The sequence below is a fragment of the Arthrobacter sp. R4-81 genome (assembly GCF_054792365.1).
Genome location: NZ_CP096445.1, coordinates 1,319,351 through 1,334,225, shown reverse-complemented (window position 1 = coordinate 1,334,225; position 14,875 = coordinate 1,319,351). Strand labels below are relative to the sequence as shown.

The following is a 14,875-nucleotide window of genomic DNA, read 5'->3' as shown; positions in this document are numbered from 1 at the left end:
GGACGAATGACTACAGCAGCTACCCCTTCCGTCGGCCTGGTCGGATGGCGCGGCATGGTCGGTTCCGTCCTCATGCAGCGCATGCAGGACGAGGGCGACTTCGCCAACATCAACCCGGTGTTCTTCTCCACCTCGAATGCAGGAGGTGCCGCGCCTTCGTTTGCAGAAGGCTCAGGCAAGCTCGAGGACGCGTTCGACGTCGACACGCTGGCTAAGCTGCCCATTATTGTCACCGCGCAAGGCGGCGATTACACCAAACGCGTCCACACCGAGCTGCGCAGCCGCGGCTGGGACGGCCTGTGGATCGACGCCGCCTCCACCCTGCGTATGAGCGATGACTCGATCATCGTGCTCGACCCGATCAACCGCGACGTCATCGACAAGGGCCTGGTGAACGGTACCAAGGACTTCATCGGCGGCAACTGCACCGTGTCCTGCATGCTGATGGGCCTCGGCGGCCTGTTCAAGAACGGCCTCGTCGAGTGGGGCACGTCCATGACGTACCAAGCTGCCTCCGGCGGCGGTGCGCGGCATATGCGCGAGCTGCTAAGCCAGTTCGGCACGCTCAATGCCGAGGTCAGCACCGAACTGGACGACCCGGCGTCGGCCATTCTGGACATCGACCGCAAGGTCCTGGCCCACCAGCGCTCGGATATCGACGCCACCCAGTTCGGTGTTCCGCTGGCCGGCTCGCTGATTCCTTGGATCGATGCTGACCTGGGCAACGGCCAGTCCAAGGAAGAGTGGAAGGCGGGCGTGGAGACCAACAAGATCCTCGGCACTTCCGCCGAGAACCACATCATGATGGACGGCCTGTGCATCCGGATCGGCGCCATGCGTTCGCACTCCCAGGCTCTCACCCTCAAACTCCGCGAAAACCTCTCCGTTGCTGAAATCGAAAGCATCCTGGCTGCGGACAACGAGTGGGCCAAGGTGGTGCCGAACACCAAGGAAGACTCCATGGCGAGCCTTACCCCTGTCGCTGCATCCGGCACGCTGGATATCCCCGTGGGCCGAATCCGCAAGCTCGAGATGGGCCCGGAGTACATCAGCGCGTTCACGGTGGGAGACCAGCTCCTCTGGGGTGCCGCCGAGCCGCTGCGCCGCATGCTGAACATCGCTACCGGCACTCTGTAGTCCCACTCCTTAGCTTCACCCCGCTCACCAACACCCCGCTCACCGCAATCACGGCCCTGCCCCGCTTGAACTGCCCCTTCCCGGGCCGCTCAAGCGGGGCAGGGCCGTCTTTGCGTGGGTTAGCCAACCGACCATTTCTGAGCCCTGGCAAAGGTAGCCTGAACCCGTCGTCGTAGCTCCCACGGGTCTTCCAATTGCTGCCAATCGAGGCGAAGAAATATCCACCCTTCTTCAGTAAGGGCATTCTCCCGCCTCCGTTCGGCCAGCAGCACTTGGTCTGCCGGCTTGTAATCGCCGTACTTTGCTCTGCCGTCGAACTCGATGACCACTCTGGAAGCCGGGTCCGCGAAGTCTGCACGAAAGAGCCCTGCGCTCGTTGGAATCTCGTATTGGGGAACAAACGAGTGGAAGCCGAAGGAATGCAGCAAGAGGCGAGTGCGGGTTTCCCCGGCAGATTCCGAGCGGGCGTCAAGCGCGTCCAGCACTGCAGCGGCTCGCACGCTCCCCCGCTTCACCGGACTTTCCTCAAGCTTTTTCCTCATGCTTGCCAGATCCGCTCCTTTCCTCAAGGCATCGTCCCCGGTCACGGCGGCAGCGGCGAGATGGAGGATCCTGGCGCAGTCCAGCACTGTGCGCTCCAGGCTGGTTACCTGGATGTCCCGGCCGTCCGCAGTCTGCAGCGTAATGAGGTCGGAGGAGCACAGTGGAAGGCGGTGGGTTCGGACGTCGATCCCGGTGCTTGTGGCTGAATTTGAATAGCACGTGGTGACGTGAACCAGCGGCCCACAGTTCCAGACCCGGCACGAGTGCAGTCTCGCCGCGCTGATATGGCTGTAGCAAGCCGTCCCACCAGTGGATTCGTAGTGCGCGCGGATCCGCAGATCGTCGCGCTCCCACGGTGAGAGGCGGTTCCATTCGTCAGATCGCACATACGCACCGCGGCGCAGACGAAGCAGCACACCGGACCGCACCCCGAGAGTCAGGACGCGATTACCCAGTTCAGCCTGAGCGAGTTGGTGAGTGGAGGCGACCGAATGTGCTGGCCAGCGCGAGTCAATGACTGTGGTCAGCTTGTGGGGATTCATGTTTCAAGGCTGGATGCATTAGTCCTTGTATCGTTAGCACTCATCGGTCGTATGTGGAGAAGTCAGCAGTTCCGGCTCTTGGCTCCTGCGCTTCTCCTTGCCCTACGACCGGCCCCAACCCACAAGACCGTAGCTGCCCAGGGCCGTTTGAGCGGGGCAGGGCCGGTTGGGCGGGGCAGGGCCGGTGAAGCCTCCCGCGGCCTCAGCCGGCGAGGAACTTCAGGTAGCGTTCCCCGGCCTTCCGGAAACCTGCTGCCGCGGCAGAACCCATGGGCTTGGCCTCGTTGAAGATTACAGGCACGACGGCGGCAGCCTTACCGCTCCCCTGTACGCCCCATGTCCCTACCACCGCACCTCCCGACACGATGATTTTCTTGAACACGCCGTTGCCGCCGGGGACGATCTTGTCTGCGTGCTCCGGGGGAAGGACCAGGCTGCGGTCCGTGTAGCCGAGGAGAAACTCGTCAAAGGCGGGGAGTGCCTGAACCGAACGCTCGCCGGGTACGCCGACGTCGAGCAGTTCCGCCGTGGAGGGTGAGATCCAGTAGGTGCTCCCCTCAAATACCAGCTTCACTAGCTCAGACCCGACCGAGCTCAACCCTTTGCGGACCTCGGTAAGAGGGATGCCGGACCACCAGGAAAAGTCACGTTCAGTAGCAGGCCCGTGGCTGCGCATGTAACGAAGAACCCACTCGGCAATGCCCTCCTCGCGTTCCAGGCTCCGCGACTCGGGTATCCACTCATCGAACGCAGCAAACTTCTGCTGGTTTCCGGCTAAGGGACCGGGGACGATCGACGCGGTTTGACACAACAGACCAAGCAGATGGACTCCGCGCTGCTCCTTGGTCACCTGACCCGCATCCTCGAAAGCCGCGAACATTTCCTGCCGGGTGGCGGCCTTTCCGCCTGTCAGCATCTCCAAGGCAACGTCACGGCACAGTTTGATGTCCCCCTCGGAAATCTCAAGTTGCCGGTGCCTGGTCGCGGCCGCGCGGATCATCCGCGGGGTGGTGATACTGAGCATCCAGCGAAGGTCCTCGGGAGCCACCAGGTGCAAAGTCCCGCGCATGGGCCAGGAACGGACGATTTCGCCGTCGTCCAGGGCAGACCGCACCGATCCAAGCCCGGCGCCGGAAGAGCGGAGGCTTACGGCCCAGAGTGCTGCCGGCAGGTCCTGGGCCTGCAGTGCCGTCATCCACCGGACCGTCTCAGGCACGGAGCCAAGGCCCTCCCCCAGTACGCCTTGGGATGCGAGACGAAGCCGCCCCATGACCCGGGCCGAAAGCCGCACGGACACGTTCGAAGAATCGCGGGTCTGAGCCGAACCTGAGTCGGCCGCTGAAACCTGGGCCTGCACCTGTGCCGTCATGGCAACATCCTAGGACCAGCTGCGGACGAATACAGTCCGCAGCGAAGCCCTCCAGGCGCATCCTGCCAGATGGGAGCGCCTTACAAGCCCCGCCAGTTGAGAGCAAGGTACAGTCAACTCCCAGTTGGTGCCCAGCCCGCACTCCTACGCTGATTTCATGACCATGGGTGATCTGTGGCCCCTCCTGCGGCCCCTATGCCGGAGGCTCGCCCTGCTCGGCTGGGCCTCCAGCGCGGCAGGGATGGCCGCCGGACTTGCTGTTGCGGTCGCCAGCGGGACAAGTCTTTCACCGGTCATGGCGAATCTGCAGCGGGTCTCATCAGTGGGCATCGTGCTGGCTGTATTCAGCTTCACGGCGGCAGTACTGCTCCAGCCGCACCGCGAAACTGCTCCGGACGCCGGTGAAGAGCTCCCTTCCACGCTGCGGAGCTTCCTGCCCGGCACGGTGGTATTCCTGCTGGGAGCCGTTGCCTTCGCCGGGGCAGGACTGCTGCTTCGAAGCGGGCCAAGTCCCCAATCGGTGGCCTTTTGCCAAGTCTTCGGATTGGCGGCAGCGGCGTCCGGGTTCACCTATCTGCTCTTCAGCAGGGCGGCGCCGCACCCTCGGAAAGAAAATCAGCCATAAGCCCGGAACCGGAATATACAGCCCGGTCCCGGACCTACAGTTCCATGCCAATCAGCAGCGGTTCCGGATGCAGTTCAATACCAAAGCGTTCGACGACGCCGCGCCTCACCTCACGCGCGATGGCCGCCATATCGGAGGCCTTGGCGGAGCCGCGGTTGGTGATGGCCAGGGTGTGCTTGGTGGACAAAGCGGCCCGGCCTCCCGAAACGCTGTCCGGTTCCAATCCGAAGCCCTTCGCGAAGCCGGCCTTATCGATGAGCCAGGCAGCTGAGAGTTTCACCAGACCATCGCTGCCGGCCGGGTAGCGGGGCGCGTCCTGCGGCAGCCCGTCCGCGACAGCCGGAAGAACGATCGGGTTGGTGAAGAACGATCCAGTCGAGTAGGTGTCCCTGTCCGCGGCATCCAGGACCATGCCTTTGGATGCCCGGAGCCGTAGCACTTCCCGCCGCACGTCGTTGGAGTACGCCCTCTTGCCCTGTTCAACGCCAAGCGCCCGGGCCAGCTCGGCATAGCGGATGGGCGCGCTCATACGGCCCAGCGGCAACTGAAACTCCACCGTCAGCACCACAAACCGGGGGGACCCATTTACAGTTGTCTGCTTCAGTAGGGAATCCCGGTAGCCGAACTTCAGCTCGGAGTTCGTAAACGTCCGCACGGCGTTCTGCTCCCGGTCCCACGTCCGCACGGCAGCTATGGTCTGCGAGACATCTGCACCGTAGGCACCCACGTTTTGAACCGGAGTAGCGCCCGTGGAGCCAGGGATTCCGGAAAGGGCTTCGATCCCGGACCAGGCGTGCAGCACCGCGTGCTTCACCAGGTCATCCCAGTTGTGCCCCGCCTGGACCACCACTGCCACGCCACCACAGGAGTCTTCGGCGCTGACTGTGAAACCCTCGGAGGCGAGCTTCAGGACGGTTCCGGGGAACCCGTCGTCGGAAATCAGAAGATTGGACCCGCCGCCGATGATGAGCAGCGGCTCCCCAATGGCGTCAGCGGAACGCACGACGTCGATGATCTCCGCTTCCGTGCTGGCCTCCACGAAGGTGGCGGCGGGACCGCCGACGGCGGCGGTGGTGAGTTCGGCAAGCAGCGTCTGGGTCACCTCAACAGCCTAACGGGGATCGAAAGATCCACAGTTTCAGCCAAGCCTGACTACGGCCTGGGCCTTCATCAGCACTTTTTGTCCTCCGGAGACGACGGTGAGGTCCACCCGCGCTGTCTTGGCATCCTCATCGAGTGCTCCGACTGCGCCACTGACCTCGATGCTGGCGCCGGGCTCGTCGGTTCCCGTGGTGTCGGTTACAGGGACGGGCTTGGTGAAGCGGGTCTGGAAATCCACAATCGCTGCCGGGTCCCCGGCCCAGTCGGTGACCAGCTGCACGGCGGCTCCCATGGTGAACATTCCGTGGGCGATGACACCGGGGAGGCCCACACCAGTGGCGAATGACTCGTTCCAGTGAATGGGGTTGAAGTCCCCGGAGGCGCCGGCGTACTTGACCAGATCCTGCCGGGTGACGCTGATGGTCCGGCTGCCAAGATCCTGGCCGATAGTGAGGTCTGCAAAGGAAGGTGTCATGGTTACTGTTCCTCTCCGCGAACCAGAATCGAGGACGTGGTGGTTGCGACGTTTCTGCGTGAAGCGCCCTCTGACAGGGCAAAGATCTCTGAACGGGTGGTGATCATGGCACCGCCGCCCATGGAGCGGACGCCGTCCACATGGAGTTCAGCCACAAGCCTGTCACCGGCGACGATGGGCAGGTGGTGGACGAACCGCTGATCTGCGTGGACCACGCGGGAGAAGTCAATGCCGGAATCCGGATCCTCGATCAGCTGGGCGTCGGCCCGCTGGGCGACGATGATCGCAAACGTAGGGGGTGCCACCAGGTCCCGGTGTCCTAGGGCGATGGCTGCGTTCAGGTCAAAATGGGCGGGATGCGTTGCCTTGACCGCGCGGGCAAACTCGCGGATTTTCTCGCGGCCGACGTCGTACACCTCTGCGGCAGGGTAGCTACGGCCCTGCAGATCCGGATTGATACTCATGGCCTCAAGCCTATCGTCCGGGCGGACTACCTCTTGTAACCCTTCCGGATCTGTTGGCCGCGGACCACCAGGCCCACAATGTGCAGAACGAGGCCCAGCCCGATCACCGGCAGGGACGCCACAGAAAGTCCCTGGTTCTGTGAGGTGTTGCCCAGAATATTGAGGATGATCCCGACGGCGATCAGTCCCATCGCACTGAAGACGACGATTTTGTACGCGGTTGAGGCCGAGGCCCAGAATTCGTTCAGCACCGTGCCAGTTTACTGGCTGTTCAAAACCGGGATGTCAAAACAGGGATTCCTGAACCGCCGGCACTTCGGACCGATGGTTGCCCAGTTCAATCCTGCGGGCCTTGAGCAGGCCCAGGCTCACGACGAACTCGAGTTCGGAACCTTCGATGGACGCCAGGGCGTAGCCACCGTTGAGGGAGTTGATCCGGAACCCGTGCGCGCCCTCGCTCAGATCGTGCGGATAGGCGTGCCGGAGCCCCGATCCTGGTACAGAGACCGGATCGGCCTGGGACGGACGGATCCACTGTTCATCCACCACGGCGAAACCTCCCAGGGCTGCACCCGCGAGCAGCGTGCGGACCTCCCCTGCCAAGGCCTTGTTCTTTGCATCCAGCCCAAAGGCGGGGGAAGGCTCGGTCAGGGCAGCAGCTTTTGCGGCAGACCGGATCTGTTGTGGCAGCCCAGCCTCCCGGCTGACCATGTCCTCCAGCACCCTGACGATCCGGCCGTCATCGGCACGCGCAACATACCTGGCAACCACAGCGCCCTGTTCGGCCAGGCGGTTCCACTTCCGCAGGTTCGACGCCGTTCCCACCTTGCTGGCACCATCCCCGAACGTTGCCACGTAGAGCCAATGCTGCTGGGACAGGTAGGCACGCAGACCCGGGGGCACACGCCCGCCGCGGTGAAAATCGTGGATGAGGCGGGAGTCGTCCACCATGAAGCAGCGCTCACACTGGTTCCCCTTCACGGCGATAGCCTGGTTGGGGCACAAGACATGATCGCGCTCGGACGCTGAGTGCACCTTGTGGTGCCCGAGGCAGAATTTTCCGGATTCCGACAGGCGGAAGCCAAGATGGGTGCCGGAGGCTAGTGGGACCTCGCTGAACCCGCCTCCGCGGCGCTCAAGCCGCAGGTGCGGGGTTCCGCCGTCGGCTCCTGGCCGTGCGGCTGCAGGGCCATCCCAAAAGACCCCGTGGACCAGATAGGTGGAATCGGTCACGGGGTCCCCTGTGGATCAAATGGTGGGCGTACTGAGAGTCAGAGCGCGGGCTGCACCCCAAAGGCCACCGCGAGCTTGATGATCTTTTCTGCCCGGCCCAGGCGCGGAAGGTCGGAACCGTCCCGGATGACCCGGCCGTTGGCCTCAAAGTCAGCCATGAAGTCCGTGGCCCATGCGACGTCCGAGGGTGTGGGGCTAATGACCTCATTGATTACGCTGGTCTGGTCGATGGCGAGGCAGAGCTTACCGGTCATGCCCATCATGACTGTGATGCCCGTCTGCTCACGCAGGATGGGGTGGTTGGTTCCCACGGTGGGGCCGTCGATAGGGCCCGGCAGATTACCGACCCGGCTGGCCACAACCAGTTTGGCACGCGGGTAGGCCATGGCTTCGGGGGTAGCTGCCATACCGGTGTCGCGGCGGAAGTCGCCGGAACCGAAGGCGAGCCGGAAGGCGCCCTGGGCTTTGGCGATGTTGTTGGCTTCTTCAATGCCCACTGCTGATTCCACGAGGGGGATGACGGGAGTGTTGCCGTCCATGCGGTGGAAGCTCTCGGTGACCTGGTCTGCTGACTCGGTCTTTGCAAGCATGACGCCCAGAAGCCCGGGGGTGCCGCGCAGTCCGGCGAGGTCTGCGGCCCAGAACGGGCTGGTGGCGTCGTTGATCCTGACCCATGCCTTGCCGCCGGCTGTCAGCCATTCGATGATGTTCTGGCGGGCACGATCCTTCTGGGAAGGGTCGACCGCATCTTCGATGTCAAGAATGATCGCGTCAGCCCGGGAGACAGCGGACTGCTGGAAAAGCTCCGTCTTCATGGCGTTGACGAGAAGCCAGGAACGGGCAATTTCAGCGGGGATACTGCGAGTCGGCCGTAGTGTTTCGGCGGCGGTGGTAGACGTCATACATCTACCGTATCCGGCGAGGGCGGCCTACGGCGAAGTAATTCGGCTACCTCTTGTGAACAATATGACCAATTGTCCCGGTGAAAACGGGAGCATCCCGCCCGACAGGCCAGGAGTTGGCCTGCCGGACGGGGTGGACTTTTCCGCAAGTATTACTTCCGAGTCAGCGCAGCCACACCGTGGTGTTGGCTGGCAGCCGGCCGTCTTCCAGCGGGCCGCTGCTGACGAGGAGTTCCCCTGTGGGAAGCTCGACTGGCTCCTTTCCGAAGTTTGTCACCACGTGCCAGCCGCCCGGACGGGTGAAGTGCAACACTTCGCCGTTGGGGCTTTCGTGCCAGGTCAGCTCCTCCGCGGTCTGCAGCTCACGGCGCAGGCGCAGGGCCTGGCGGTAAAGCTCCAGGGTAGAAGCTTCCCGCTCCTCCTGAACGTCAACGGCGTAATCGCCGAACCATTGCGGCTGCGGAAGGTGGGCACCGCCGTCGCCGAATCCGTAGGAAGGGCCCTCGGCCGTCCAGGGCAACGGCACGCGGCAGCCGTCCCGGCCGATCTCGACCCCCTTGTTGCGGAAGAACGACGGATCCTGGCGTTCGGAATCGCGAATCTCCGACACTTCCTGAAGGCCGAGTTCCTCGCCCTGGTAAAGGTAGGCGGAGCCGGGCAGTGCCAGCATCAGCAGGGTCGCGGCCCGGGCGCGGCGAAGGCCCAGCTCACGGTCCAGCTCCTCCTCGGGTGCACCTGCGAGGAGCCACGCCTTGCCGTCCTGGCCCTTGCCGCGCTTGTGGGCCTCCCGTGTGGCTTTGGGCAGGCCATAACGGGTGGCGTGCCGGACGACGTCGTGGTTTGAGAAAACCCAGGTGGACGATGCTCCGGTGGCTGCGGCTTCATCGAGGTTCCGGGTGATGATGTCCCGGAACTCCTGCGCGTCGAAATCGGCTTGCAGGAGGTCGAAGTTGAAGGCCTGGCCCAGACCCTTGGGGCTGGCATAGCGGGGACGGCGGCTGGCGTGCACCCACGCCTCGGCGACGGCGGTGCGGGGCGGGTTGTACTCGTTGAAGACCTCTCGCCATTCCGCATAGATCTCGTGGACTTCGTCCCGGTCCCAGAACGGGTGGGAGCCGTCCAGGGTGCCGTCCTCCGTGCCGATTTCCAGCTTGGACTGCAGGGGCTCGGTCAGGTCCTTCGTGAGGGCGTGGGCCACATCCACCCGGAACCCGTCCACACCCCGGTCCGACCAGAAGCGGAGCGTCTTGAGGAAGTCTTCGCGGACTTCCCGGTTGGCCCAGTTCAGGTCGGGCTGCTCTTTGGCGAAAATGTGCATGTACCACTGCCCGAGGCTGCCATCGGGTTCGGTAATGCGTTCCCAGGCAGGACCGCCAAAAACAGAGTCCCAGTCCGACGGCGGGAATTCGCCATCCGGGCCCTTGCCGTCCCGGAAAATGTAGCGGTCGCGTGCGGCGGAGCCCTTGGGTGACGCCAGGGCCTCCTGGAACCAGACATGCCGGTTGGACGAGTGATTCGGGACGATGTCCGCGATCAGCTTGATGCCGGCGGCATGCAGGGCCGCTGACATCTCGGCAAAGTCTTCGAGGGTGCCAAGCTTCGGGTCAACGTCACGGTAATCGTCGACGTCGTATCCTCCGTCCGCGAGCGCCGAGGGATAGAACGGGCTCAGCCAAACAGCGTCAATTCCCAGCTGTTTCAGGTAAGGCACCTTGGCGGTGATGCCCCTGATGTCGCCCAGGCCGTCCCCATTGGAGTCAGAGAAGCTGCGCGGGTAGATCTGGTAAACGGAAGCCTGGCGCCACCAGTTGGGATCGGCTGCGAGGTCAGAATCGGACAGGGTTGCCAGAGTGGCAGTGGTGGACAAGGGAATTTTCCTTTTCTGGTGTGTTTGTTTGATTTGGTATTGGAGGACTTGGCCGCGCTACTTGACCGCTCCGCGCATTACTCCGGAGAGTACCCACCGTTGAGCCAGGATGTACACCACCAGGGTGGGCGCCATGGCCATGAGGTAGGACGCGAAGGCGAGGCTGTAGTTGGTATTGAATTCGCCTTGGAAAAGCATCTGCACCACGGGGAGCGTCTGCAGCGCGGGATCGGCGATCATCATCTGGGGCAGCAGGAAGTCATTCCAGGAACCCAGGAAGGCGAAGATGCCCACAGTGGCGTTCATCGGGGCCAGCAGCGGAAAGATGATCTTCCGGAACACCTGCCACGTGGTGGCCCCGTCCATCCGCGCTGACTCCTCCAGTTCGACCGGGATGGACCGGACAAACGCGATGTACAGCAGGGTGTTGAACGATATGCCGCCCAGGACGTGCAGGAAGATCACTCCACCCGGGTTGTCCAATCCCAGCAGGGCCGTCTGCTTGATGAGGGGCAGGATGATGACGGGAAACGGTATGAACATGGCCGAAAGCAGATACACGAAGGATCCGCGGAAGAACTTCCGGTGCCAGTTGCGCACTATCGCATAGGCGACAAGCGAACTGGATGCCAGTGCACCGAGCACACTGAACACAGTAACAAACGCTGTGGACAGGAAGGCCTTTGGAAAGTTGGTGGCCACGTAGGCCTCAGCGAAGTTGTTCCAGTTCATGGGTGAGGGCCAGGCCAGGCCGGTACCGGTGCCGACCTGATCCGCTGACTTCAGGGCCATGGCAACAGTGAAGTAGAGCGGCAGCAGGATGGTCAGTGAGGCAACAAGCATCAGGGCCGTCAGCCACCAGTTGACCTTGAAGCCTTCTCTGGAGGAGCGGCGCACAGCGGGCGGGCGCGCAGAACGCTGGACGTCGGCGGCGGAAGCGGAATCGGGCAGTGCTGTGGATGCGGTCATTAGAGCGAGACCCCCCGGCGCTGGATGAGGCGCAGTTGAATGACGGAGATGAGCAGGGTGATGAGGAAGTAGATGACGGCGTTGGCCATCTGGTAGGAGTAGTCCCCTCCTGTGAAGCCCGAGAAGATCCGCATGGCCACGGACTGTGTTGCCATGCCCGGGCCCCCGCCCGTGAGCCCCACGATGATTTCGTATGTGCCAAGGAATCCCTTGAAGCCGAGGATCACATTAATAACCAGGTACCCGAGGATCAGCGGCAGCGTCAGGTGCGTGAACTGCCGCCAGCTCCCAGCGCCATCCAGGTCGGCTGCCTCGTAGACCTCGGACGGAACACTTTGGAGGCCGGCCAGATAGATGATGGTGGCGCCCGGTGCCGCCTGCCAGACGGTCACGAGCACGATCGCGATCCAGGCGAGGTTCTCGTTTGCCAGAATGCTGCTGGCCAGGGGTGTCAGCCCGAAGCGCTCGGCAAGGACCGGAAGGGTGTTGGAGAACAGGTAGTTGAAGACAAACGAGACGATGAGCGCCGACAGCACCATGGGAATGAAGAACACGGTGCGGATGCCGGTGCGCCATTTGATCCTGGCATTCAATCCCAGGGCGATGGCCAGGGAAACAACGTTGACCACCACGGTGGTGGTCAGTGCGAAAAAGAACGTGAAGAGATAGGACTGCAGAACCGCCGGGTCCTTGAAGATGTTGACGTAGTTGGTGAGGCCGATGAATTTCCAGTCGCCGTAGCCCGCGTAGTTGGTCAGGCTGAAAAACACTCCAATGAGTGCCGGAAGCGTAATGAAGAAGGCGAACAGTGCCAGCACGGGGATGAGCATCCAGTAAAACGTGGGATCGATTTTGTCCCTGATCTGCCTGAGTGGTGGAGAGTCCGTGCTCGCGGTGTGACGGGTTGACGGCGGCGTTGCCTGGCCCACCTGGGAAGTTGTGGTCATTGCTTGCTCCTGAAGGTGGGGGTCAGACGTTGGTGCGTTCAGCAACGCGGCGCCATTCGGCGTCGAGGTCCCTGAGGAACTGCCCGGCGTTGCGGTTGTAGACGAAGGATTGGATGTAATTTCCCAGCGGGACCGACGGCGGGAAGTAGGTACCTGCCCCCTGGTAGTAGCGCCCCTCCGCGACATAGGGAGCCAGGCCGCTGATCTGCGGGTTACTTACCGCCGGAGCATCCGCGAGTGGTGAGAACGCGGCGTTCTTTTCGTTAAAGGTGTTTACAACCGACGGCTCCAGGAGATAGTTCACAAACCTTTCCGCCGCAGCCCGGTTGGGTGTGTTCCGGGTGATGGACAAAGCCATATCCACGTTGACGCGGGCTTTGGTGTCGGCGGGATTGTTCGTGGCAGGCAGCGGAAACGTACCCAGCTGGATATTTTTGTTGGCTTTGACCAGTTCGGACAGCGCCCAGGGCCCTTGGAGGTACATGGCTGCCTGTCCCCTTCCGAAGGCTGCATTGCCGTCTGCGTAGTTTTTACTTGACGCCCCGTTTTGGGTAAACCCGGTGAGCTGCAGGATCTTGGGAAGGGCTGGCCCGAAGTTGCTGGAGAAGGACTCGGACGCGTCTTCCCGGATGTCGGCGCCCTTGGCATAGAGGCGGGCGAAGAAATCCTCCACGTCTACGGTCCCGCCGGTGACGTAGTCGAAGGCACCCTGTTGAAGGGTCCACGTGTCCTTAAACGTGCCGTAAACGGGGGCAATTCCGGCCGCGCGGAAGGTTTCACAAGCTGCCAGGAACTCATCCCACGTCGTCGGGACAGCCACTCCATATTGAGCGAAGATTTCCCTGTTGTAGATGACTCCGGCCCCGGCGAGGGAAAAGGGAATGGCGCTGGTCTCGCCCTTGTACTGGCCCCAGGAGTTCACCAGTGCCTGAACCTTGGGATCGATGGTGGCAGCGGACGGCAAACCCGAAAGGTCAGCAAAAACGCCCTTCCGGGTGAAGTCGGCAGTGGCCTGGGCAAAACCACGGGTCACGACATCGGGCGGGTTATTGCGGACGAGCGAGGGCACAAAGTTGCCTTCGTTGAAGTCCTGAACCACGTGAATATCCGGATTCAGCGCTTCGAAATCCTTGATGACCTGGTTGAAGTACGCCACAACTTCAGGCTTGTTCTGCATGAAGCGCAGCTGGGTGACGCCCTTTTGCTGCACCTGTGAAGATGTTGCGCAGCCGGAAAGCGGCAGGAGCCCCGCGGCACAGGAAAAGCCCGCTGCCTTGAGGAGCAAGCGGCGGGTGGGCAAGGCGGCATTCATAGCTCACGTCCGCCCTGGCTGCGGCCAGGGACGTGTCGAAAAATTCTCACTGTTGCTCCTTTGCAAAAGGGCCGGGTAGTTCGCTTACGACAAACTGAAGGGGAATGAATACTTTATATAGGTTCTAAATTTAGTTCCTCAAGTATTATGTGAGCAAAACCACAGGGAGGTCAAGAGGATGTCTGAAATTACGGCAGCGACGCCTCAATTGCTGCGCAGGGTGAACGCCGAAGCCATCTTGCTGGTGATGCGTACAACCAACGCGGTCACCGTGACAGAGCTCATCGAGGCAACCGGCCTGACGCGGGCCACAGTGATCGCCGTCTGCGAAGACCTCGAGCAGAGGGGCTGGGTGCGGGAACTTCCCAACCAGCGCGATTTCGGTGGCTACCAGAAGGGGCGCCCGGCGCGCCGCTTCGAACTTAACGAGCGGGCGGGCTACGTGCTTGGAGTCGACGTGGGGGTTGCCAAGACGACCGTGGTGGTGGCCGATCTCCGCGGCACCCTGCAGGGCCGTGCGAGCCAGCCCTTCCGGTCAGACGACATCCCGGCAACGGAAAGGATCGAGGTCATTGACCGCACGGCCATCGCCGCATTGAAGGACGCCGGAGCGTCTCCCCAGGACGTCATGTCAGTCTGCGTTGGCATCGCCGCTCCCGTGGACCGCAACGGAGACGTCCTGGTCACCCAGAGCTTCTGGGGCAAGTTCGACGTCGGGCTTCGCTCAGCGCTGACGGACCTCCACGGCTGGGACGTCCTGCTGGAGAATGACGCGAATCTAGCGGCTTTGGGCGAACGCTGGCGCGGCTCGGCCGCTGGCGTGGACGACGTCGTGGTGATTCTCGCCAGTGAGCGCTTTGGCTCAGGAGTCATCGAAGATGGCAGACTGCTTCGGGGGTCCGGCGGCGGTTTCGGCGAGATGGCTTATCTGGATCTGGTGGAAGGAGTCGGCGATCCCTTCGGCATCGCCACACTGGCGCGTCTCTGGGCCGCGGAAGCCCTCGCCGGGCGCGCCAAGACGGCTTTGCGGCCGACCGCGCCGGGCGCTGAGGTAGAGGCCGAGGATGTTTTTGCGGCCGCTGCGGCCGGCGACGCCGTCGCCCTGGGCATCCTCGACCGCCTGTCCGACCGCGTGGCGCGGGTGGTGGCCACCGTCTCCACCATGGTGAACCCCGAACTCGTGGTGCTCGGCGGAGGCGTTGCAAAGTCCGCAGGGGTCCTCCTGGGGTCAGTGGCCGAACGTCTCCCGCGACTGACCGCCACGCCGCCGCGGCTGGCTGTCTCGCCACTGGGCGATGCCATCGTCACCGTCGGGGCAGTGCGCCGGGCATTGGATCACGTTGAGGCCAATTGGCTTGAGCTGGACCCTGCCGCAGCATCCTGACCACA

At 62.9% G+C, this 14,875-nt stretch carries 15 protein-coding genes; 3 read left to right on the top strand and 12 right to left on the bottom strand.

What is annotated here, in order from left to right; genetic code table 11:
- Window positions 1–6 precede the first annotated feature (6 nt).
- Window positions 7–1,137, top strand: coding sequence for an aspartate-semialdehyde dehydrogenase (asd, locus tag M1E05_RS06260; protein ID WP_461164767.1), 1,131 nt, complete (start codon window positions 7–9; stop codon window positions 1,135–1,137).
- A gap of 119 nt (window positions 1,138–1,256) precedes the next feature.
- Here asd and M1E05_RS06255 read toward each other — a convergent pair whose 3' ends face one another.
- Window positions 1,257–2,222 (bottom strand): hypothetical protein, encoded by a 966-nt coding sequence (locus tag M1E05_RS06255; RefSeq protein ID WP_461164766.1) that lies wholly within the window; start codon window positions 2,220–2,222, stop codon window positions 1,257–1,259.
- A gap of 202 nt (window positions 2,223–2,424) precedes the next feature.
- Window positions 2,425–3,492 carry a winged helix DNA-binding domain-containing protein gene (locus M1E05_RS06250; RefSeq protein WP_461165198.1) on the bottom strand — a complete coding sequence of 356 codons (1,068 nt, stop codon included), beginning with the start codon at window positions 3,490–3,492 and terminating at the stop codon, window positions 2,425–2,427.
- Between the two features lie 256 nt (window positions 3,493–3,748).
- Here M1E05_RS06250 and M1E05_RS06245 point away from each other — a divergent pair, with 256 nt between their 5' ends.
- A complete protein-coding gene (locus M1E05_RS06245; RefSeq protein ID WP_461164765.1) occupies window positions 3,749–4,216 on the top strand; it encodes a hypothetical protein in 468 nt (155 codons plus the stop codon).
- A 34-nt stretch (window positions 4,217–4,250) separates the two neighbouring features.
- On the opposite strand, the gene M1E05_RS06240 is transcribed toward M1E05_RS06245, so the two are convergent.
- The 10 genes from M1E05_RS06240 to M1E05_RS06195 form a co-directional block, all read right to left on the bottom strand.
- Window positions 4,251–5,318, bottom strand: coding sequence for a UDP-N-acetylmuramate dehydrogenase (locus M1E05_RS06240; RefSeq protein ID WP_461164764.1), 1,068 nt, complete (start codon window positions 5,316–5,318; stop codon window positions 4,251–4,253).
- Window positions 5,319–5,354: 36 nt separating this feature from the next.
- A complete protein-coding gene (locus M1E05_RS06235) occupies window positions 5,355–5,792 on the bottom strand; it encodes a MaoC family dehydratase (RefSeq protein ID WP_461164763.1) in 438 nt (145 codons plus the stop codon).
- Window positions 5,793–5,794: 2 nt separating this feature from the next.
- The gene (locus tag M1E05_RS06230) at window positions 5,795–6,256 is read right to left on the bottom strand and encodes an FAS1-like dehydratase domain-containing protein (protein ID WP_458111650.1); all 462 of its coding nucleotides are present in this window, start codon (window positions 6,254–6,256) and stop codon (window positions 5,795–5,797) included.
- A 26-nt stretch (window positions 6,257–6,282) separates the two neighbouring features.
- On the bottom strand, window positions 6,283–6,507 hold the full coding sequence (locus M1E05_RS06225) for a DUF3188 domain-containing protein (RefSeq protein WP_247041922.1): 225 nt from the start codon (window positions 6,505–6,507) through the stop codon (window positions 6,283–6,285).
- 34 nt (window positions 6,508–6,541) lie between these two features.
- Window positions 6,542–7,489 carry a DUF2797 domain-containing protein gene (locus tag M1E05_RS06220; RefSeq protein WP_461164762.1) on the bottom strand — a complete coding sequence of 316 codons (948 nt, stop codon included), beginning with the start codon at window positions 7,487–7,489 and terminating at the stop codon, window positions 6,542–6,544.
- A gap of 38 nt (window positions 7,490–7,527) precedes the next feature.
- A complete protein-coding gene (locus M1E05_RS06215) occupies window positions 7,528–8,391 on the bottom strand; it encodes an HpcH/HpaI aldolase/citrate lyase family protein (protein ID WP_458111653.1) in 864 nt (287 codons plus the stop codon).
- 163 nt (window positions 8,392–8,554) lie between these two features.
- A complete protein-coding gene (locus M1E05_RS06210; protein WP_461164761.1) occupies window positions 8,555–10,258 on the bottom strand; it encodes a glycoside hydrolase family 13 protein in 1,704 nt (567 codons plus the stop codon).
- A gap of 57 nt (window positions 10,259–10,315) precedes the next feature.
- Window positions 10,316–11,227: a carbohydrate ABC transporter permease gene (locus M1E05_RS06205; RefSeq protein WP_461164760.1), complete on the bottom strand. Its 912-nt coding sequence runs from the start codon at window positions 11,225–11,227 to the stop codon at window positions 10,316–10,318.
- Complete coding sequence (locus M1E05_RS06200; RefSeq protein ID WP_461164759.1) at window positions 11,227–12,174, bottom strand: carbohydrate ABC transporter permease; 948 nt, start codon at window positions 12,172–12,174, stop codon at window positions 11,227–11,229. The genes M1E05_RS06205 and M1E05_RS06200 overlap by 1 nt, the downstream gene beginning before the upstream one ends.
- Before the next feature lie 22 nt (window positions 12,175–12,196).
- Complete coding sequence (locus tag M1E05_RS06195) at window positions 12,197–13,474, bottom strand: ABC transporter substrate-binding protein (protein WP_461164758.1); 1,278 nt, start codon at window positions 13,472–13,474, stop codon at window positions 12,197–12,199.
- 190 nt (window positions 13,475–13,664) lie between these two features.
- Here M1E05_RS06195 and M1E05_RS06190 point away from each other — a divergent pair, with 190 nt between their 5' ends.
- Window positions 13,665–14,870: an ROK family transcriptional regulator gene (locus M1E05_RS06190; protein ID WP_461164757.1), complete on the top strand. Its 1,206-nt coding sequence runs from the start codon at window positions 13,665–13,667 to the stop codon at window positions 14,868–14,870.
- Window positions 14,871–14,875 lie beyond the last annotated feature (5 nt).

Excerpts from the sequence above, each read along its gene's own strand:
- asd (WP_461164767.1), top strand. The coding sequence starts at position 7 with ATGACTACAGCAGCTACCCCTTCCGTCGGCCTGGTCGGATGGCGCGGC.
- M1E05_RS06255 (WP_461164766.1), bottom strand. The coding sequence starts at position 2,222 with ATGAATCCCCACAAGCTGACCACAGTCATTGACTCGCGCTGGCCAGCA.
- M1E05_RS06250 (WP_461165198.1), bottom strand. The coding sequence starts at position 3,492 with ATGGGGCGGCTTCGTCTCGCATCCCAAGGCGTACTGGGGGAGGGCCTT.
- M1E05_RS06245 (WP_461164765.1), top strand. The coding sequence starts at position 3,749 with ATGACCATGGGTGATCTGTGGCCCCTCCTGCGGCCCCTATGCCGGAGG.
- M1E05_RS06235 (WP_461164763.1), bottom strand. The coding sequence starts at position 5,792 with ATGACACCTTCCTTTGCAGACCTCACTATCGGCCAGGATCTTGGCAGC.
- M1E05_RS06230 (WP_458111650.1), bottom strand. The coding sequence starts at position 6,256 with ATGAGTATCAATCCGGATCTGCAGGGCCGTAGCTACCCTGCCGCAGAG.
- M1E05_RS06215 (WP_458111653.1), bottom strand. The coding sequence starts at position 8,391 with ATGACGTCTACCACCGCCGCCGAAACACTACGGCCGACTCGCAGTATC.
- M1E05_RS06205 (WP_461164760.1), bottom strand. The coding sequence starts at position 11,227 with ATGACCGCATCCACAGCACTGCCCGATTCCGCTTCCGCCGCCGACGTC.
- M1E05_RS06200 (WP_461164759.1), bottom strand. The coding sequence starts at position 12,174 with ATGACCACAACTTCCCAGGTGGGCCAGGCAACGCCGCCGTCAACCCGT.
- M1E05_RS06190 (WP_461164757.1), top strand. The coding sequence starts at position 13,665 with ATGTCTGAAATTACGGCAGCGACGCCTCAATTGCTGCGCAGGGTGAAC.